We start from the raw sequence: 18,357 nt of genomic DNA on the forward strand, positions 1-18,357 counted from the left end.
ATCCGGGCTGGATTGACAATGCTCACCTGATGTCCTGCCTGGTAGAGAACTTCAGCAACAGCCTCCCCATAGGTGCTGGTTGACTCTAAGCAAGCATGGACACCCTCGCATCCCTGCTGCTTGAGCCAACTCAACAGCGCTTGATGACCATCGGCACTATTGGCAATCGCTTTGAGTTTAGGCTTGCGTTCTGGGCGTAACAGGGCAATATGCAACTGGTGCTTGCCTACATCAATACCTAAAATTACCTCACTCATCACACCCTCCTGGTCTAGAATCATGCTATCGATAGACTGCACCGCTGCTAAGCTTGTTCATGCAGGTTCAGCTTCATCAATTAGAAGCGACCTTAGATGCTGTCCAGCCTACCCGATGTCAGTCAATGGCGGTAGAAGGGGTTCAATCTACGTCCCAGGCTTGTTGCCTCAGCTTGCTTCCAACCTCTCTTCTACCGTTCTCTCTCAAGCCAAAAGGGTTCTTGACCCATTTCGCCTGATTAGTTTCAAGATACAAGCTTGTTGGTTGCTATTTTGCTTTTATCCCAAATACTCACATCCTCTCTTAGTTTTAGTGGGTGAGCAGGGCAGTGGTAAAACTATGACGGCTGAAATACTGACGAATTTAGTTGATCCCAATAAAGCTCCACTTTTGCCCCACGTAGCAGATTTACGAAATTTAGCGATCGCGGCTAATAACCGTTGGGTGCTGGCATACGACAACTTATCTGGATTAAACCCGGAACAATCAGATGCACTGTGCCGGATTTCGACAGGGGGAGGATTTACAACCCGCACTCTCTTTGAAAATGAAGATGAAACTGCTTTTACGTTTTTACGCCCACAGATTATTACCGGGATTGACTCCCCAGCAGCTAGAGGCGATCTCCTCTCTAGAGCAATCCAGGTGCGGTTGAGAGCAATTCCTGATAACCAGCGGCGAACAGAGGCAGAGATCCAGGCGCTTTTGGAAGAGGCAAAACCCCGAATTCTAGGGGCGCTATTAACGGCACTGAGCCGGACACTGAAAATTCAACCGACAATTATGCATTCCCCAACTCGATTAGCTGACTTTACTCGGTTTGCGATCGCAGCAGAAGAAGCATTGGGCTTTCCGAAAGGGAGTTTCTTAAAGGCTTACCAGGGTAACCAGCAGGACGCACACCAGATTGCGATTGAGGCTTCCCCTGTGGCAAGGGCAATCCAAAAGCTCATGACTTCTCGACAAAGTTGGCAAGGGACTGCCAGCGACCTACTAGAAGAGTTAGAAAAGTTAGTAGACGAAAAGGTGTTGAAGCATAAAGCTTGGGCAGGCGACTCACGTCGATTGGGTAAGGCGTTAGCTCGTCTTGCACCTGATTTGCGAAAAGGTGAGGGAATTGAAATCGAACAAGGGCATAATTCGCGCAAAACCCAACGAATTGTCCGTCTAACTAAAATCAAAGATTCCTTGTCCGCAACGTCCGTTCTGTCCGCTAATAAACAAATTCAAAGCTCTGTACTTGCAGTAGTTGTAGGAAACACAGACGAGACGGACGAGACGGACTTTAAACTAGACAGTTTGTCTTCCGAATTGAAAGTGGGCGATCGCGTAAAAAAGCGGTTCCACGAAGGCTGGAGAGGAACAGTGACTGCTATTGAAAGCAGCAGTCATGTGCAGGTTCACTGGCAGCACGATAAATATCCTGAATTGATTGCAATTTCTGACTTAGAGGTTGTTTAACATGATTCGCTCAATTCACGACCTCAAACCAGACGATCGCAATGCCAACAAGGGCACAGATCGCGGTAAATCACTCTTAGCTAACTCCCTAACAACATTAGGAGCCGGACGGTCAATCGTATGCGATCGCAACGGCAAAGTGATTGGTGGCAACAAAACCTTAGAGCAGGCATTAGCACTGGGGTTAGAGATTGTCCCTGTCACTACGAAAGGCGATCGCCTGGTCGTGGTCATCCGCGAAGATTTGGACTTAGACACCGACTCCATAGCCCGCTCTCTTGCCCTAGCAGACAACCGCATTGCCGAATTAGATCTCGACTGGGATGCCGAGCAAGTGTTAGCCGACATAGAGGCTTGTGAACTAGACGGGCTATGGACGCAGGAAGAAAGTACCTTGTTGGCATCCCTATTAAAGGAAGAACCTGATCCGTTTGATGACTTTCAGGATTCAAGCGATCGCACCGCTGACATCAAACCCCAAAATGCTAGCTGCACCATCGGCGAGTATCGATTCTCTCTAAAACGAGAACAGTATCTCCGCTGGCAAGAGCAGTTACGCCAAACCGTTGGCTTTGATCAAGACAACATCATTGCCGAAATTCAGCGGAGGTTAGAGCTATGAAACTTCTACCCATCAGCGCCATCAACCCATCTAGCTACAACCCCAGGATTGCCGACCCACAACGCCTTGATTTAATTGAACTCTCCCTGCGGAAACTGGGTTTTCTGCTGCCTCTGTATGTTGATGCCAATGGTGAGATTCTGAGCGGACATCAGCGCCATCATGTTGCAACTCGAATGGGCGTAGAAAAGGTTCCGGTCGATTTCACCAAACCACTCGACTTGGCAGAACGAAAAGCTTGCAATGTCATTTTTAATCGGGCAACGAATGACTTGTCCCCAGATGATTTGCCCAAAACTTTAACCGAAGCATTAGAGCGTTCTAAGGTTCACGAGTTGGCAGAAGCACTGCCAGATTTAGACATTCACAGCCCTGAATTCTATCCCTGCCTCAATGCTGAGGAACTGGACATCCAGCCCTTACTGTCTGTCAACACGGGACGATGGGTGCAGTATGCCCGCAACATCAGCAAAACCTTGAAAGGTAAAGGCGTTGTTATGCCATTGGTGATTGATCCTGATGGAAAAGTCATCAACGGCATTGGACGACTGCAAATGTTGGCAGAAAGTAACGCACCCACGGTTAAAGCGGTCAGAGTCTCTCATGCTCAAGCAGCCCTAGCCGATGCCATGCTGAACCTGCTCTCCATGGATTTTGACATCCATAATCGCTACTCCGATTTACTGCGCTATAACTCCTTCTGCCGATCTCGCCGTACCCGCAATGAGTTAGGCAGAGGCTTTGTGTTTGCGGTGATTGGTGCCCAACCTAGCTATACACTTGATTTGAGCAATCCAGACCACCTGAAGCGATGGAAAGCGGTACATGGCTCGACTGTACTGGATTTTGGAGCCGGACACCTGACCGAAACACAGATTCTTCAACAGGCTGGAATTGACTGCACCCCCTTTGAGCCGTTCCACATCACGAAAGGCGAAGAGATCGATAAAGTTGCCAGTCTAGAGATTGTGAAATCGTTTCTGCAAGTGGTTCGCAGTGGCAAACGATTCAGCAGCATCTTTATCAGCAGCGTGTTGAACTCCGTGCCATTTGAGGGCGATCGCCGTCATATTGTCACCTTGACCGCTGCTTTAGCTGATAGCAAGACTCGTTTGTTTGCCGTTGCCAGCAGCACCCAGCAAACCGGATGGCGCAACCTGAATGGAGCCGCACCGCTCAATAAATCCGACTCGTCCCAAATCACGTTCATGCTGGACTACGAGCCAGGGATCGGATTGGGCGGCATTTCCAAACTGCCCAAAGTGCAGAAATATCACACCATTCCAGAGTTTCGGGAGTTGTTTCTAACCCGATGGCAGGAAGTGAGGGCAAACATCGCCGTTGAAAATGTGCAGGCGATTTGCCGCAATCCTTGCCCGGTTGATCCGGTTGCGCTCAGAGACGCGATCGCGTTTGAATTCAATCTTCCTTACCCGGATGGTTCTCGTATGGACATGGTTAACACTGCACTAGAAGCCTTCAGTACCCGATTAGGAGTTGCCCTATGATCATCCTGCTTGACTTAAACTACACCCTAGTAAGTAACTCGTTGACCAAGAAAAGTCCCTTCACCAAACAGATTGAAGGGGAAGAGTACCGGGAATGGCTGATTGAACTGGTCAAACCTTATACCACGATCCTGATCACCGCTCGCCCTCAGCATCATCGGAACCAAACCTTGCAAAGCATTTTGGATAAAACTGGATGGCAACCCCAAGACGCTTATTTCAATGCCCACAACCTGCGTCCACCCCAGGCAAAGGAGAAAATGTTATTAGAAACCATCTTTCTAAGTTATGGGCAAGATGCCCCTTATCTCGCGATTGAGAGCAATCCCAGAACTCGCACCATGTATGCCAAGTACAACATCCCTAGTATTTTCGTAGAGGACGGAATTGAATGGACAGCCCTACCTCAGTTGGACATTTCCCCGGTGACAAGTGGCAATTTGACGACAGCGTGACCCAAGTATTTGAGGATATGCTGTGGCGCTCCATCCCGCAGTATCAGGTGATGCGGGAGGCTGTGACGGATTTAGCGGTTCAGCATACAATCGGCGACAGCACGATCGTGGATCTGGGTTGTTCTAGGGGAGAGAACATCGCCCGGTTGCTGTCTGTCCTGAATGGGCGATGCCGCTTTCTCGGTATTGATGTAAGCCAACCGATGCTGGATGCTGCACGGCAACGGTTTCAGTCTGCTGACAGCGTGAAGATCGAGCGGTTTGATTTGCGTCAGGGTTACCCAGCGGTGAAAAACGTATCAGTGACTCTGGCAATCCTGACCCTGCAATTTACGCCGATTGAGTACCGTCATCGAATCGTCCGTAGTGCCTACCAATCTATCTGCCCCGGTGGATGCTTGATTTTAGTAGAAAAAGTGATTGGTGCCACTGCCGACATTGATAGCTGCCTTCGCGATCGCTACTATGCCTTGAAAGGTCAAAATGGTTACAGCACCGACGAAATTGAACGGAAACGATTGAGTTTAGAAGGAGTGCTAGTGCCAGTCACCGCGAGGTGGAACGAGGAGTTATTGCAAAGTGCTGGTTTCAATCAAATTGATTGCTTTTGGCGCTGGATGAACTTTGCTGGATGGATTGCAGTGAAGGGAGATTAGAAGATGGATGAGGGCGATTAGATACCACGTCTTTTAAGGCAGTTGATGTTTATTTTAAGAATGAGGGATTAGTGTTTGTATCGCCCGATGAAGCTGAAGCCCGGCGGGCTAACTGTGAAGCGCAACTCAAGAACCATAAAGTCAAACTGGAGGGCAACAAGTCGATTTTGCTCAGTTTTGGCAAGAAAAAGGACTCAGAATAACAAGGCATGGCAATCTACCCCTCGTTCGGATCGCTCCCACCAAAACCAAGCTGGTGCAGCAATGTTTTCACGTCCTCAAACTCTAACCCGCAGTAGTAGTACCTTTTATGGCGTAAGTCTGCCAGATAGTAGCCAGCCTTACCTCCATTGATCCGAAATAGCTCAACGCTCATCTGTTGCTTTGAAACACCATAGAGCAGTTCAAAGTCTTGCCAGTCGATCGCAAAGGGCAACCGTTTGTAGAAAAGTGTACCCTGCTTAATCAGCCAGCCACCGGGTTTACGTTCCACAATCCGTATATAGTCTGGATAGATCACACTTGAGTTTGACATGGCTATTCTTTAAGCAGCATTTGCAATCGCTTCTACAGTCTCTACTAACCAGAATCGTCCTTCAGCATCAGAACGAATTCCATAGCCCAATTTCAATACGGCAGTCTTGCGGGGATTCCAATCTTTCCAGCCCAATGTAGTGCGGATTTGAGCTTTAGTGACACCCTGACGGAGCAGGTTCACCAGTTGCAAGATTTCATCCCCCGGTTTGTAGCCAGCGATCGCAGTGCTAGGAGCCACATAAACTGTTTTAGATTTGCGATCGCTTTGGGCAACAGCTTTCTGCTCAACTACAACAGGTTCTACGACTTCAATCGGTTGGGCAATCAGATTCAACCGAGCAGCCGTCTTAATGCGGATAATTTTGTTGTTGCTTAAGTTCTTTGCTTCCCATCCACCAGCACGATGTTTGCGGAGAATCAACACTTCCACGGGCTTGTCTGAAACTTTGGTTTGATAGGTAGTTCCGATTTTAACTTGGTTGGTGTTCATCGTTTTCTCTCCTGTGTTTTCATACTTCTATTCTAACCGTTATATATGTCGGTAATAACCGTATTTATGCTTAATCTGTTCAGCGTTTTATCCGTTATATATAAGGGAAAGTGTTATGTTTGAATGATGCAGCCAACAGAACGAAAGAAACGGGGCGGTAAAGCTACTCAATTTAAGCCAAAACCTGATTCTTTGGCAGAAAAGCCGATTAGTGTTTATCTGGAGAAGATAGATGATGAGGCAGTGAGAACGCTGCCCAATCGCTCTGAGTGGTTAAGGACAGTGATTCATGCAGCATTGATAGCGGAAGGGTTGATCCATGAATGAGCCAATTTGGGAGCAGCAGCCGGAAGAACCCGATCGCTGGTATGGCAGATTTCACCGCTACCTACTCATGGGTAGTGGGCGATCGCTGCTGGGTTGCGTTCATGCTGAGGAAAAAGCCGCAAAAAGCCCAAAAAAGCCTTCTAAAACAGTGCCCGGTTCTTGGAAAGATGCCTTTGAAAAGTGGCAGTGGCGCGATAGGGCTGCTTTTTGGGATACATGGCAGTGGCAGCAGGAAGAAGTGATCTGGCAGGAACGGCGTAAGCAATGGCGCGGGCAACAGTGGGAACTGGCTCAACGAATGAAGGAACGAGCTGAGCGAATGATGAGTTTTCCACTTACCCGAAAGACGGTACAGGAAGGTGAGGGGACATCCATTATTGAACCTGCACGATGGTCACAGCGAGACGCGATCGCTTACCTGAACCTGGCAAATGAGTTTGTGAAAGATTCTGCTAATCTCCACGAGAATAAGCTGTTTGATGCCATGCAGACGTTGATGCAGGCAGGTATGGCATCTCCTGAGCAAGCAGCCGTGATCAAAATGGGAATTGAGTGGATGCAAGAGTCCTTGCGGGAGGTGCGAGATGGCAAATTGGGGAACTTTGAAGAGACTGGCGGATCGGATTCTGGATGAGGAGTCTGCAAAGCAACCAAATTCATCACTCTCTCAAGACTTTCAGATATGGCGATCAGAGGTATGGGAACCCTACTGGACAGAGATTCAGGATGAGCGGGAATGGTTGGTGCTGGATGAGGATTGCTGGCAAGGCAATCAACTTAAAACTGGGCAATGTACTAAACAAGGCAATTTTATCCGCATTAGCAATACGCATTTGCACAGCTTTCGTAATCACTCCGGTCGCTGCAAGCAGTTCAGCATTAATCCCCAACATTTAACCTCACACGACCCGAAACAGGCAGAACCGTTACTTGTATTCATGCTGGAAGCAATACACAAGCTTGATGGAGATGCTTATGTGCTGAAACAGTTTCCTCAGATTCGGGAGGAGCTACGTCAGCTTCGTCAATGGCAAGAAAAAGCGACGATGGTTGAAATCGTTTATAACTACAGCCTGACTCATTTGCTCTATGCCCGATGTCCTGGTTTTCGGCACTTTATCGATACCTACATGGAACTGAGCAGTTACCGAAACCGGATATGCGGACAAATCAAAACCATTGCGGCTCGAAATATTCCACCTCTCTACAGTTTGAAGGTGGAATGCCAATTGAGTGGTTAGCATTGCTTGGTAATTATTCATGGTTAAACATTGCCTTAATTTTCACTTCTGGCGATGTGAAAATCGCCGATTGCTAATCACACAGGACTTGGCAAGTTACAAGTAGAGGAAAATAGAAACGACCTCCTACCTCAAACCGGAGAGATAGATGATTCCCTTTGTTGGAGTTCCAAATACGATTCTCCGAAGGAGACGCTGCGCGAACGCCAAAGGCATGAGTGCTTACCGAGAAGTATTTTGTCGAGAAGAGGGATTTGAACACGTTAGCCGCTATATCAGCGGACTGCTGCTAAGTGAGAACAAGACCTTACAAGGGATACACGCCCAACAAGTTTATTTTGAAGGAAAAGCAAGCAGCCGACGAGCCATGCACACAGCAGTGTTTGAAGCTGGCTGGGATAGTGAAGGATTGATGCAACAGCATCGAGTCATCGTGGGCAAGCAACACCAGGAGTGTGGGCGAGAAATCATCAGTTTGGACTGGACGCTATCGCACCATGAAGACGGCTTCGACATCTATGGGGTAAAACGCTCCTATGATTATGTCAACCACTGCATGAGCCGCTTTCAAACCGTAGTCACAGCAGTGATTGCCAATCCCCAGCAGACGGATGGGATTGCAGTCGAGGTGCAGATACCGGACTTTAGTGAGGCAGAGCGAGGATACCTGAAGATGACTGCTCAACCCAGTTACGAGGAGATGGAACAGGTCATGCAACGCCTGGTGGAGTTGTTACATCATCAGAAAAATCAACTGGCATATCGCAAGCGCACCGAGATGGTGGTAGACATCGTGCGGCAAATTGAGGCAGAAGGGCAGTTTCCAAAAGCCGATTATGCGTTTGACAACGGGGTGTTAACCCTGGGCTTGACGCAGTTGATTGAAGCCTCCGGTAAGCATTGGGTGAGCGAGATTGAGTGTTCCCGCTTGATTCTCTGGAACGGGCAATGGGGTCGAGTTGACACCGTAGCGACTCAATTACGCGTTGAGCATCCAGAAAGCTTTCGGCATCTGCAAGTGCGCTGCCGCAATGGAGCCGTGAAGGAGTGCTGGGCATTTACCAAGACTGTTCGCCTCAAACGCTATGGACGCAAACGATTAGTCATTGTGCATGAACAGGCGGATTTGAGTGATACCCCCCGATTTCTCCTCACCGATGCACTGCATTGGGAAAGTGCGCGGGTGATCCAAACCTGGAGTTACCGTTGGGCTTGCGAGATCTTTCATGAGTTTTGCAAGCAAGTAGCAGGCTTTGAGTCGGCTCAGGTACGCACTGAGGAAGCGGTCAAACGCCACTTCCGCTTAAGTTGCGTAGCGCAGTCGTTGCTTGGGCAAGCGGCTTGTCAGGGCAAAAAATTAGAGAGATTTGCGTTTGCAAATGAAAAGCAAACTGTGGGACAACGGCTTTACAGTCTAACCCGTGAGGTCTATCACCAACTGCTGCATCTGGTGCAAGCACTGTTTGCTCAAGGACAAACCTGTGAGCAAGTGCTGGAGGTGATTATACCGGATTAAAATGACTTGTCCTTCTTTTTCTCTCATCGTAACCTTCCAAGTCCTGATCACAAGCAAAGTCTTGCTATAGAATAGCTAAGTTTAGCCCTATCACAGCCAAGTTTGATGGAAGCAATAGCCAGCCTAACTTATACAATCGCAGAAATCCTGAGATCGACTGACTATGCTCTAGATGCGTTTGAGCCGGAGGAAATTGCAGCGATCCAACTTTTTGATAAGAAGGGTAAGCCGTACCTCAAAGATTTTGCAGATGGGAAGGAGCGCCCCGCCAAGCCAGAGGAAATTGTGCGGCAACTGGTGCTGTATCGATTGCTGAATACCTACGGCTATCCCCGCGATCGCATTTTTGTGGAGCGAGGGGTTTACTTTGGCTCCAGTGTAGCGGAGAAACGCGCCGATATTTTTGTGAGCGAGAAGAATCATCCTGATACGGCTTATATCATTGTCGAGGTGAAAAAACCGAAGCGGAGAGATGGACTGGAGCAACTGAAGTCGTACTGCAATGCGGAGGGTGCACCGATCGCTGTGTGGACGAATGGCGGCGAAGTGGTGATTCTCCACCGGGAAGATCCGAACATTTATCGGAAGATCGATCACTTACCTAATGCCACCCAGACCCTAGCGGAGGTAATTAATGAGCAGGTAACGCTGGATGAATTAGCAGCGCGAAACAAGTTGGTAACGGAACGCTTAAGTCTGCGGGATGTAATTCTAGATCTGGAAGATCTGGTGCTGGCAAATGCAGGGGTGGACGCGTTTGAAGAAGTGTTTAAGCTGATTTACGCTAAGCTGTATGACGAATGGGCGGCAGAGAATGACCCCAAACGGAAGCGGTTAGTGCAGTTCCGGGCATCGGGAGAAACCTATCGAGATCTGTACGACAAAATCAATGGGCTGCTAAAGGAAGCAATTAAGAAATGGCAAGGGGTATTTTTGCCAGGGGAAAAGATTGATTTGACCCCGACTCACTTAGCAGTTTGTGTCTCATTTTTGCAGGATGTGAAGCTGTTTAATTCCAATCTGCAAGTGATTGATGAAGCGTTTGAATATCTCGTGACGCAGGTTGCGAAAGGCTCGAAGGGGCAGTATTTTACGGTTCGACCCGTGATCGATATGGCGGTGAAAATGATGAATCCGCAATGGGCAGAGTTTGTGATTGACACGGCGGCAGGTAGCTGTGGGTTCACAATGCACAGCATCTTTCATGTGTGGGGTGGAGAATTAACGGCGCAAAAGCCGGAGGCGTGGCAGTTGAGCTATGCGAGTGAGAAAGTGTATGGGTTAGATTTTGATGCGAGAAGTGTGAAGATTGCGAAAGCAATTAACCTGATTGCGGGAGATGGCAAGACCCATGTATATCGGGTAAATACGCTTGATCCACGCGGTTGGGATGAGGAGGCGCGGTTGGGACTGCGCGATCGCCTCTACCCGTTTGAGAACGATCAGCGCGATGAACAAAATCGCAAGGATTACCGCTTTTTCAATTTTGATTTACTGCTGACGAATCCGCCGTTTGCAGGAGACATCAAGGATACGAGAATTTTGTATCAGTATAAATTGGCGAAGCGGGATGATAGCAAGTGGCAAAGCACAATGGGCAGAGACATTCTGTTTATTGAGCGTAATTTGGAGTTTTTGAAGCCGGGAGGGAGAATGGCGATCGTGCTTCCCCAAGGCAGGTTTAATAACATTAGTGATGAGCGAATTCGACGGTTTATTGCGGAACAGTGTCGGATTTTGGCGGTGGTGGGGCTGCATGTGAATACGTTTAAGCCGCACACAGGTACGAAAACGAGTGTGTTGTTTTTGCAGAAGTGGAATGACAATGAGGCAGTGGGGGTGTTGTGTCCACAGGTAGAGGATTACCCGATTTTCTTTGCGACGAATCAATATCCCGGTAAGGATAATTCGGGTGAGTATGTGTATTTGCGGGGTGAGGACGGGCAGCCACTTTTAGATTTGTTCGGGCATCAGATTGTGGATCAGGATTTGTATGATGTGCGGCAAACGCTGGCACAACAGTTAAGCCGATTGCTGGAGCGGGACAAGAACAATCGCGAGAAGTGCGATCTCCACCGCAAACAATCAGAATACTTGCTGCTGCATATTCCCCATCGCCCGACGATCGCTGAGGCATTTATTGAGTTCGCCAAAGCTCAACAGTTCTCATTTTTTCAGGAGGATTAAGCATTGGCAGTTTGGAGCATAATCAACTTTAGTGAACTCCCCGGACTAAGGACTGATCCTGAGTATTATCAGCCCTACTATTTGGAACTAGAGGAAAAGCTAAAGGCTGCTGATCCTGCCTGTATTGATGATTTCGCTTTCGTGACTGACGGAATTCATGGATCTCCAGAGTGGGTAGAAGAAGACGGGGTGCGATACCTATCTGCGAAATGCGTGAAGGATAACTATTTTGCTTTGACCGATGCAGGGCAGATTAGTAAAAAGCAAAATCAAAAGAATCCGCGAACACAAGCACAGATGGGAGATGTTTTATTAACGACTGTTGGTACGATCGGGAATGCAGCAGTAGTTAATGAAGATATTCTTCCAGCCAACATGGATAGGCATTTGGGAATCATTCGGATTAGTAATCAGGCTGATGTTGATCCCTATTATGTTGCGACTTTTCTTAATAGTGAGTTTGGACGTTTTCAGACGTTGAGAGAAGCGACTGGTAATGTTCAGTTGAATCTTTTCATTGACAAAATCAAAAAACTGTTAGTGCCGATCGGCGATCGCTTCAACAAAATTGGTAATCTAGCCCGTCAAGCCTACGACAAACGTCGAGAATCAGAAGCTCTCTATGCTGAGGCTGAGGAGTTGTTGTTGCATGAGTTGGGGTTAGATGCAATCGACCTTTCACCCCAAACTACCTACACCGCTAACTTCAGCCAAACCATAGAAGCAAAACGCACCGATGCTGAATATTGGGGAACACAATATACAAATCTGATCAATTATTTGAAAGATAAACCTCATGAGAGGTTGGCTCATATAGCAACTTTCTCCAATGGTGCAACTCCAAAAGGTGCTGAGTATTTAGAGACAGGAATACCATTTTTGAGAATTCAAAATGTGGTTAAGAACCGAATTGATCTGGATGAAGTTGTTTGTATATCTGATGCAGTACATCATGGTCTTTTGAAGCGATCACAGTTGCAACCAGACGATGTTTTGATAACAATCACTGGAAGAATAGGAACTGCTGCTGTAGTACCCGAAACTATTTCAATCGGCAATATGAATCAGCACAGTGTAAGATTGCGCCTCACCAACAAGCAAATTAATCCTTATTACCTATCAACGTTTCTGAACTCAAAAGCTGGACTCTTACAGACTGAGCGGGAATCCTATGGTTCAACCCGTGACGCTTTGCCCTACTACTGTTTAGGAAAATTGATCATACCAACAGTCTCGCAAAGCTTACAAGAACAAGTCGAAATCAAAATTAGGCAAGCTAACAATGCTTTGGAGGAAGCTAAAAGCCTTTTACAAGAGTCCAAGCAACAAGTAGAAGAAATGATATTGAGAGAGGGTTGAATCAGATGTCTCGACTTGATGATTTGATAGATCTTCTTCAGAGTGCTAATGAAATTTATCTAATCAACCCATCTCGTAACGTCCGTTCCGCTTTCATCCAGGTTGATGATTTGTGTGAATTAGCAATGAAAAGCTGGCTTCAAATAGATACAGAATTACGCCAAAAAAATTGTCAATCTGACTTAGAAGCTGCTAGCGTGATAACAACTAGTGGACACAAGAAGAGTCTACAAGAGTTTTTTTTAGAAAGTAGATCCCAGCCTGACCTTGAAAAAGCTATAGGAATAAGTGGGAATGCTACAAAGAAAGCTAGCTTGGACAGCATTCTGATAAATTATGGACACTTAGAAGACCTCCTGCATAACTGGAAGTCTGAAATAGAACCTGGGCGCTATAAGTCTTTCCACCAAGTTGCTAATGAAATTGAGGGTAGGAAGCCCTTACCTACCCATCAAGACCTACACGATGCCCTGAGTCGAATTAATGATCGTCGTGCCAATCGGAATAAGTTTTTTCATAGCCATGAGCAGTCGGGTCTAACAGTAAACGAGCAACAATGCTTGATGGCATTCTTAGATCTCTACTATTTAATCTCCGAGTTGTTTGGTTCCACATTCGCCGAGAAGCTCGAGCTAAGTCCAGTTGTCCAAGCTCAACTCATAATAATGAAGCTGAAAAATCATGCTTACCGCGCAACTGCTGCATATGATGAGTATAGGCAAATTCTTCGTGAAAGGAACTTTCTCAAGGTCCATCCTGAAAGCTTTGGTTATGAACTCTGCTTTCTATATGAAGATGCTGTGACTTTTGTTTCTACTATTAGACAGCATTTTCAAAACAAAATAGTAGAGCATCAAATTAGGATAGATGCTATCAATAACATGACAAGAAAAAGTCACGAACGTTCCAGTGAATTGAGCCAAAGACAGCGACAGGTAGATATATTGAAAGATGTGATTGATAGCTGCCTTCAATAGACTAGCTCTGATGAACTGTGAAAAACTTATTGATAGTTAAGTTATTGAACGGTAGATGAGCGGGGAATTGGGCGCTTCATAATTTGTTGGACGAAACCATAATTTACATCCCCTATACCGTTTTCTATTCCCTCGATCTGATGCTCAATATCTTCCCAACCACCCAGCTTGCTTGTCCAATTACCGTTCGGTAATTGCCGAGCTGCATGGCTTGGTTCTCCAGCATTTACGTAAATCGCGATCTTCTGAAATTCAGGTTCAACTTCAGCCGAATCGCAAGGCACATACCCCAACATGCCATAGGTTTGAATAAATGCTTCGAGCGTTAGCTCTCGTGGTGCATTCTCAGGCCAGTAATAATCTTCTGCTGAGTCCGGCGACCACCACCGTTCATCTTCCTCTGCTGCCCAAGCAAAGCAGTTGTAGTCGTTGGTGCGTGGGCTAGTGATTGCGTATTCTGTTCCTGCCAGATTGGGCAACCACTCCTCAAGGTCACTCTGCATACTAAATCTCAAATATTCTTACTGGCAATATCCGCGATCGCGTCCCCATTCCAACCAATCCTGAGCCATCCGCTTGACGCGTCCCCGATTTTCGGGCTGCACCGGATTCGCCCCCGTAATTGCTCTTAATGCCCAGAACCAATGATTTGGTTCTCGCTCTAATTCGTTCAACAGCAAAGGAACAGCTTTCTCACCCATCCCAATGATGCGCTGATACGCTGGGTGTAAAACTTTTTGAGACAACACAGAAAGCATTCCCGTCTCCACTTTCCACTGGGTTGCGAGTTGGTTAAATTGACGCTCAACCTGACTGACCGATTCAGCAACTCTCAAAGGTTCATTTGGCAAAATATTGAGTTGAAGCGATCTCTCCCCATATCGTACCTGTCTGCTCTCACGTCTAGAAGCAAGCAGATTTGTTTGTTTGTCAAACTGGCGCTGAATGACAACATATACGCCTCTTTGGGCGATCGCCGTCGCCATGCCCGTACTTGCACTAATTACTGGCAGTCCCACTCGTGACAGATTGGGGTCCCATTGCCAAATGAAGTTTTTCCGTAATGCTCCACCTGAAGAGATTTCTAGCCGACTTGTTGTACCGATCAAAACGTTCCCAGACATAGCTTCCAACCGCAGTTCGCTCTTCACTAAAGAAATCTGAATCTAACAAATAAGCAGGTTCAATCAGGTTCTGCTCTGGATCTCTAGCTTCAACTAATCCATGCCGAAACGCAACTAGCCCTGTCTCAATCTTCATCATCAGCGTCTTTGTAGATGCAATCACCGCACCAGCCGTTTCAGGCGAGTGCAACTCTGGAGCAATATGAACTGGAATCAGGCTTGTCCAGTCCTCATCTTTTAACCCTAAGCTAGAGCGAATCACTAAATCCTGGTATCGCAGCCCAATTCTGGAGTAGAAAGACGGCTTATAGATTGCTTCAAACGCCGCAACAATTTTCTGGAAGCGATGTTTGAAGACTTCATAACGTTTGTAGTCCTTTGTTGTTAAGGCGATGAAGTGACCACTAAGTGAAACTTGCCAGCGTAGATCTTCAGATCTAAAATGATAGACCGTATTAAGCTTCCGAGTGTCGGGCAATTGTTCACCATCTCCCTCCACCCACAAAACATCTGTGGCAACTTCCAAAATCGGATAATCGACTCGAATCGCATCCTGAAACTCCACAGGATCTTGATTAACGATTTTGAGAATTTGCGGAAACTGTAGCTGACCCACAACCTCTACAAGCGGGTTACGCTGATAAATTACTCTCTCTGTCTCAGGCAGTTGCATCACATTGGTACAATTTAGACGCGAGGTTTTGCATTGTTAAAATTGATCGATCTAACTTCTAAGGTATTGCTTAGTGACGCGACTGTCCAACAACTGTAATGGTCCAAGTGGGTGGAAATGGCGTTAGACATTACTGTGAGGCTTGATTAGGTTTTCCGGGTCAAAAAAACTTATTCCCCTATTACAAAGATTAGTTCAGCTTTTGCTCTGGTCAGCGCCACATATTTTAGGTTCATTTCCTGCTTCAGTTCCCAGGACTGCTGATTCTCCCACACCAGCGGCAACTTATCTGGGTATAGGATAAACACCCGCTCCTCCTCCAAACCCTTCGCCCGATGCACCGTAGATAGGATGACCGACGGGCGATCGTCGCTGAATAGCCCCTCAATCTCCAAGCAAAAGGCTGCCAAAGTTTTGCACTCAAACGCCTCATAGCAAGCCCTTACCCCATCTACCCGATCGCAAAAGCTCTCAACCTGCGCCTCTGAATTTGTCCGTTGCTGTAACTTCGCCACTCGCTTCGAGCGATACTCTTCCAAAAAATCGCTAAACCTGTGGAACGTGAATTCGCGCATCTGTGACACATCCCGCGCGATCGCCGTCAGCATTCGCCCAATATCTCGACCTCGTACTCGTGCTGGAATCCGTTGAGCAATCAGTTCAATGCATAGGTTCACCAGCGGAGCCGTCAGCCGACACAGAATCAAATCCCCTTCCTTTACGACCTCTGGCAACTTTGATTCTTTGATCGTCTCCACTCTGCCATCGGCTGCATTGGGAGCCGCTTCCATGTGAGGCACAATCTTTTTCGCTAGTTCCAACACTTTCACCGGACAGCGATAGCAGATGGAAAGCGGTAGTTCTTGGGCTTGTAACGTCTCCTTGATCTGGTCGAATGCCTCACAATCTGCCCCCGCAAACCCGTAAATTGCTTGCAGCGGATCGCCGACTAATAACTCCGCCCACCCTTTGCCCGTGCTTTAAGGATGAGGTGTAATTGCGCTGCTGAGAGATCCTGCGCTTCATCCACAAACACCCATTCAAACGTCTGTGGCTGCAAATCCCAAGCATAGGGCAAGTAAAGCATATCCGAGTAGTCAATGATTTTGCCTTGCCGCGCCAGGTCTTGCCCTTGCTCCAGAATGGTTGCGATAGCTGGAATCAGCAAAGCGGGATAGGGAACCTCTAGCCCAAAATGGGCAGCCATTGAATGGACAGCGATCGCACTGCCAGGATTGGTCAAGGTGCATTGGGTGAAGTGAACCAGTTGGGCGATCGCTCAAGGTTTTAGCAATGTGGGTATTGAACGCGGCAAACAACGCCCTGGAAGTTTTCAGCCGTTGGGATGCCTGGATTAGAGTCGTCGTTTTCCCTGATCCTGCAACGGCATGGGCGATTGTATCGCCCCCAGATCCAAATTTATTGCATGAGTAGCATCTCTATTTTGTTCGAGATCCTCAACTTCAGGGAATTCTAGCGATAGTAGCACGATGCAAAATTGTTCTGTAACGCAGGATAGGCGATACATATGACACAGCTATTTCTTCAATCCCTCGATCCAAGCTTTATTGGATCTTTCTCTTCACAACTTGCTGGCAATCTGTCCCAAAAACTAATTGATAGGTTGCTTGATATCTTAGTTGAGGTAATAGTACAAGACCTCAAAACTTGGATTGAAAACATTAAGAAAATCAATGAAGGAAAAGCACTATTTGATATGGAGTACTATGAAAAAGCAATGCGTCTTTTTGAAGAAGTTGTACAAAAAGAGCCAAAGAATTATGAGTCTTGGTTCATGAGAAGTTTGTGTTTTTTATTATTAGGTGATTTAGAACTATCCATTCGATCTTTTGAACAGACATTGAACAGAAGAGAAACTTATCAAGCATATTACTATAAATCAGCCGCTCAAATTCTGCTTCAAGATTTTGAATCTGCTTTAAACAGCTTAGAAAAAGCAATTCAACTAAATTCTAAAATTTCTGAGCTTTGGTTCTGCAAAGCAAGAGTTCTTGAGCAAATTGGAAAATATGAAGAAGCAATAGATAACTATGATAAAGCAATCACAATTAAATCTAATAATTATTCGGCGATTATCCATCGTGATATTTTACTTAATGCTTATACAGAAACACCTGAAATTTTGATTGGTAAAAGCGCTGAACTCATCAAGAAATCAAGATATGAGGAAGCGGTTGATTACATCAATAAAGCAATTGAGATGAACTCTGAAAATGCTGAAGCCTGGTGTCTAAAGGGAGACATTTTAAGATTGAATAAGTCTTATCAAGAATCCATGCTTTCTTATAAAAGATCAATTGAGATTAATCCAAAGATGAGCCAAGTTTATTACGGGATTGGGCTATCATATTTTCAAATAAAAAAATATAGATCTGCTTATTTACAATTAAAGAAAGCCGTAGAGTTAAATGATCAGTTGAGTGATGCTTACTTTCATTTAGGAATAGCCTCACGCATACTGAAGTATTGGGATAAATCAAATGCTGCATTTACTCGATTTTGTGAACTCAATCCAGCTGATACAAGAGGCTTTTTAGAAAAAGGACATACCCATCGAAAATCTGAAGACTATATGAACGCCTTAGATGCCTATGAACAAGTCCTTAGTATAGACCCAGAGAATAAGGCTGCTTTAACTTGTGCAGGCAACATTTATTTTTCACAGAATGAAAATAATGAGCGAGCTTTAGGATTATACAAAAAGTTGAGTGGCTTGATGCCAGAAGATTGCTTTGTACAATCTAGAATTCAAGAGTTAGAAGATAGACAAGATCAGGGACAACAGCGACAGAAGGAAGATCAACAAAAACAGGAACAAGATCAAGAATTGCAAGAACAAGAACAAGAGACACAAGGAAAGAAAAAGTGGTTCGGATTGTTTTAGCATTTAGGATTAAATACCTTGCCAATCAAGTGCATTTTTCAATCAGCTGTATGAGTCCTCA

Annotated in this window: 22 protein-coding genes; 14 read left to right on the plus strand and 8 right to left on the minus strand. The window is 46.2% G+C overall.

Going from position 1 to position 18,357, the window contains the following annotated elements; genetic code table 11:
* Positions 1 to 257 (minus strand): IS110 family transposase (locus AB3R30_RS01545; RefSeq protein WP_458647375.1); only part of this gene is annotated, 257 nt, incomplete at its 3' end.
* Positions 258 to 597: 340 nt separating this feature from the next.
* On the opposite strand from AB3R30_RS01545, the gene AB3R30_RS01550 reads away from it, so the two are divergent.
* Genes AB3R30_RS01550 through AB3R30_RS01570 form a run of 5 tightly spaced genes read left to right on the plus strand, consistent with a single transcriptional unit; the run spans position 598 to position 4,960 of the window.
* Positions 598 to 1,719 (plus strand): hypothetical protein, encoded by a 1,122-nt coding sequence (locus AB3R30_RS01550; protein WP_458647376.1) that lies wholly within the window; start codon positions 598 to 600, stop codon positions 1,717 to 1,719.
* A 1-nt stretch (position 1,720) separates the two neighbouring features.
* Positions 1,721 to 2,341, plus strand: coding sequence for a ParB N-terminal domain-containing protein (locus AB3R30_RS01555; protein WP_458647377.1), 621 nt, complete (start codon positions 1,721 to 1,723; stop codon positions 2,339 to 2,341).
* Entirely contained in the window at positions 2,338 to 3,849 is a 1,512-nt protein-coding gene (locus AB3R30_RS01560; RefSeq protein ID WP_458647378.1) for a ParB N-terminal domain-containing protein, read from the plus strand. The genes AB3R30_RS01555 and AB3R30_RS01560 overlap by 4 nt, the downstream gene beginning before the upstream one ends.
* Positions 3,846 to 4,304 carry a hypothetical protein gene (locus tag AB3R30_RS01565; RefSeq protein ID WP_458647379.1) on the plus strand — a complete coding sequence of 153 codons (459 nt, stop codon included), beginning with the start codon at positions 3,846 to 3,848 and terminating at the stop codon, positions 4,302 to 4,304. Before AB3R30_RS01560 ends, AB3R30_RS01565 begins: the two co-directional genes overlap by 4 nt.
* Positions 4,241 to 4,960 carry an L-histidine N(alpha)-methyltransferase gene (locus AB3R30_RS01570; RefSeq protein ID WP_458647380.1) on the plus strand — a complete coding sequence of 240 codons (720 nt, stop codon included), beginning with the start codon at positions 4,241 to 4,243 and terminating at the stop codon, positions 4,958 to 4,960. The genes AB3R30_RS01565 and AB3R30_RS01570 overlap by 64 nt, the downstream gene beginning before the upstream one ends.
* Positions 4,961 to 5,177: 217 nt before the next feature.
* Here the strand turns inward: AB3R30_RS01570 and AB3R30_RS01575 are convergent, their stop codons facing one another.
* Positions 5,178 to 5,495: a hypothetical protein gene (locus AB3R30_RS01575; RefSeq protein ID WP_458647381.1), complete on the minus strand. Its 318-nt coding sequence runs from the start codon at positions 5,493 to 5,495 to the stop codon at positions 5,178 to 5,180.
* 9 nt (positions 5,496 to 5,504) lie between these two features.
* Entirely contained in the window at positions 5,505 to 5,987 is a 483-nt protein-coding gene (locus AB3R30_RS01580) for a hypothetical protein (protein ID WP_458647382.1), read from the minus strand.
* A gap of 123 nt (positions 5,988 to 6,110) precedes the next feature.
* Here AB3R30_RS01580 and AB3R30_RS01585 point away from each other — a divergent pair, with 123 nt between their 5' ends.
* From AB3R30_RS01585 to AB3R30_RS01615, 7 genes are all read left to right on the plus strand, one after another.
* The gene (locus AB3R30_RS01585) at positions 6,111 to 6,314 is read left to right on the plus strand and encodes a hypothetical protein (RefSeq protein WP_458647383.1); all 204 of its coding nucleotides are present in this window, start codon (positions 6,111 to 6,113) and stop codon (positions 6,312 to 6,314) included.
* Positions 6,307 to 6,948: a hypothetical protein gene (locus tag AB3R30_RS01590; RefSeq protein WP_458647384.1), complete on the plus strand. Its 642-nt coding sequence runs from the start codon at positions 6,307 to 6,309 to the stop codon at positions 6,946 to 6,948. The genes AB3R30_RS01585 and AB3R30_RS01590 overlap by 8 nt, the downstream gene beginning before the upstream one ends.
* The gene (locus AB3R30_RS01595) at positions 6,899 to 7,555 is read left to right on the plus strand and encodes a hypothetical protein (RefSeq protein ID WP_458647385.1); all 657 of its coding nucleotides are present in this window, start codon (positions 6,899 to 6,901) and stop codon (positions 7,553 to 7,555) included. Before AB3R30_RS01590 ends, AB3R30_RS01595 begins: the two co-directional genes overlap by 50 nt.
* A gap of 148 nt (positions 7,556 to 7,703) precedes the next feature.
* A complete protein-coding gene (locus tag AB3R30_RS01600) occupies positions 7,704 to 9,071 on the plus strand; it encodes a transposase family protein (protein ID WP_458647386.1) in 1,368 nt (455 codons plus the stop codon).
* Between the two features lie 105 nt (positions 9,072 to 9,176).
* A complete protein-coding gene (locus AB3R30_RS01605; RefSeq protein ID WP_458647387.1) occupies positions 9,177 to 11,258 on the plus strand; it encodes an N-6 DNA methylase in 2,082 nt (693 codons plus the stop codon).
* Between the two features lie 3 nt (positions 11,259 to 11,261).
* Complete coding sequence (locus AB3R30_RS01610) at positions 11,262 to 12,617, plus strand: restriction endonuclease subunit S (protein WP_458647388.1); 1,356 nt, start codon at positions 11,262 to 11,264, stop codon at positions 12,615 to 12,617.
* A 5-nt stretch (positions 12,618 to 12,622) separates the two neighbouring features.
* On the plus strand, positions 12,623 to 13,594 hold the full coding sequence (locus AB3R30_RS01615) for a hypothetical protein (protein WP_458647389.1): 972 nt from the start codon (positions 12,623 to 12,625) through the stop codon (positions 13,592 to 13,594).
* A 41-nt stretch (positions 13,595 to 13,635) separates the two neighbouring features.
* On the opposite strand, the gene AB3R30_RS01620 is transcribed toward AB3R30_RS01615, so the two are convergent.
* The 5 genes from AB3R30_RS01620 to AB3R30_RS01640 form a co-directional block, all read right to left on the minus strand.
* Positions 13,636 to 14,097, minus strand: a complete 462-nt coding sequence (locus AB3R30_RS01620; protein WP_458647390.1) for a DUF7689 domain-containing protein — start codon at positions 14,095 to 14,097, stop codon at positions 13,636 to 13,638.
* Between the two features lie 18 nt (positions 14,098 to 14,115).
* The gene (locus AB3R30_RS01625) at positions 14,116 to 14,613 is read right to left on the minus strand and encodes a hypothetical protein (protein WP_458647391.1); all 498 of its coding nucleotides are present in this window, start codon (positions 14,611 to 14,613) and stop codon (positions 14,116 to 14,118) included.
* The gene (locus AB3R30_RS01630) at positions 14,594 to 15,391 is read right to left on the minus strand and encodes a TIGR04255 family protein (RefSeq protein ID WP_458647595.1); all 798 of its coding nucleotides are present in this window, start codon (positions 15,389 to 15,391) and stop codon (positions 14,594 to 14,596) included. Before AB3R30_RS01630 ends, AB3R30_RS01625 begins: the two co-directional genes overlap by 20 nt.
* Before the next feature lie 170 nt (positions 15,392 to 15,561).
* On the minus strand, positions 15,562 to 16,212 hold the full coding sequence (locus tag AB3R30_RS01635; protein ID WP_458647392.1) for a 3'-5' exonuclease: 651 nt from the start codon (positions 16,210 to 16,212) through the stop codon (positions 15,562 to 15,564).
* Between the two features lie 128 nt (positions 16,213 to 16,340).
* A complete protein-coding gene (locus tag AB3R30_RS01640; RefSeq protein WP_458647393.1) occupies positions 16,341 to 16,634 on the minus strand; it encodes a hypothetical protein in 294 nt (97 codons plus the stop codon).
* A 50-nt stretch (positions 16,635 to 16,684) separates the two neighbouring features.
* On the opposite strand from AB3R30_RS01640, the gene AB3R30_RS01645 reads away from it, so the two are divergent.
* Complete coding sequence (locus tag AB3R30_RS01645) at positions 16,685 to 16,825, plus strand: hypothetical protein (protein ID WP_458647394.1); 141 nt, start codon at positions 16,685 to 16,687, stop codon at positions 16,823 to 16,825.
* A 94-nt stretch (positions 16,826 to 16,919) separates the two neighbouring features.
* Positions 16,920 to 18,296 carry a tetratricopeptide repeat protein gene (locus tag AB3R30_RS01650; protein WP_458647395.1) on the plus strand — a complete coding sequence of 459 codons (1,377 nt, stop codon included), beginning with the start codon at positions 16,920 to 16,922 and terminating at the stop codon, positions 18,294 to 18,296.
* The last annotated feature ends 61 nt before the right edge of the window (positions 18,297 to 18,357 follow it).

The organism is Sivoneniella epilithica UHCC 1019 (assembly GCF_040830845.1).
Classification (GTDB): Bacteria; Cyanobacteriota; Cyanobacteriia; order Leptolyngbyales; family Leptolyngbyaceae; genus ULC077BIN1.

Bases quoted from the DNA above. Each gene is read 5' to 3' on its own strand.
- AB3R30_RS01550 (WP_458647376.1), top strand. From the start codon at position 598: ATGACGGCTGAAATACTGACGAATTTAGTTGATCCCAATAAAGCTCCA.
- AB3R30_RS01555 (WP_458647377.1), top strand. From the start codon at position 1,721: ATGATTCGCTCAATTCACGACCTCAAACCAGACGATCGCAATGCCAAC.
- AB3R30_RS01560 (WP_458647378.1), top strand. From the start codon at position 2,338: ATGAAACTTCTACCCATCAGCGCCATCAACCCATCTAGCTACAACCCC.
- AB3R30_RS01565 (WP_458647379.1), top strand. From the start codon at position 3,846: ATGATCATCCTGCTTGACTTAAACTACACCCTAGTAAGTAACTCGTTG.
- AB3R30_RS01570 (WP_458647380.1), top strand. From the start codon at position 4,241: ATGGACAGCCCTACCTCAGTTGGACATTTCCCCGGTGACAAGTGGCAA.
- AB3R30_RS01575 (WP_458647381.1), bottom strand. From the start codon at position 5,495: ATGTCAAACTCAAGTGTGATCTATCCAGACTATATACGGATTGTGGAA.
- AB3R30_RS01580 (WP_458647382.1), bottom strand. From the start codon at position 5,987: ATGAACACCAACCAAGTTAAAATCGGAACTACCTATCAAACCAAAGTT.
- AB3R30_RS01585 (WP_458647383.1), top strand. From the start codon at position 6,111: ATGATGCAGCCAACAGAACGAAAGAAACGGGGCGGTAAAGCTACTCAA.
- AB3R30_RS01590 (WP_458647384.1), top strand. From the start codon at position 6,307: ATGAATGAGCCAATTTGGGAGCAGCAGCCGGAAGAACCCGATCGCTGG.
- AB3R30_RS01595 (WP_458647385.1), top strand. From the start codon at position 6,899: ATGGCAAATTGGGGAACTTTGAAGAGACTGGCGGATCGGATTCTGGAT.
- AB3R30_RS01600 (WP_458647386.1), top strand. From the start codon at position 7,704: ATGATTCCCTTTGTTGGAGTTCCAAATACGATTCTCCGAAGGAGACGC.
- AB3R30_RS01605 (WP_458647387.1), top strand. From the start codon at position 9,177: ATGGAAGCAATAGCCAGCCTAACTTATACAATCGCAGAAATCCTGAGA.
- AB3R30_RS01615 (WP_458647389.1), top strand. From the start codon at position 12,623: ATGTCTCGACTTGATGATTTGATAGATCTTCTTCAGAGTGCTAATGAA.
- AB3R30_RS01620 (WP_458647390.1), bottom strand. From the start codon at position 14,097: ATGCAGAGTGACCTTGAGGAGTGGTTGCCCAATCTGGCAGGAACAGAA.
- AB3R30_RS01630 (WP_458647595.1), bottom strand. From the start codon at position 15,391: ATGCAACTGCCTGAGACAGAGAGAGTAATTTATCAGCGTAACCCGCTT.
- AB3R30_RS01645 (WP_458647394.1), top strand. From the start codon at position 16,685: ATGTGGGTATTGAACGCGGCAAACAACGCCCTGGAAGTTTTCAGCCGT.
- AB3R30_RS01650 (WP_458647395.1), top strand. From the start codon at position 16,920: ATGACACAGCTATTTCTTCAATCCCTCGATCCAAGCTTTATTGGATCT.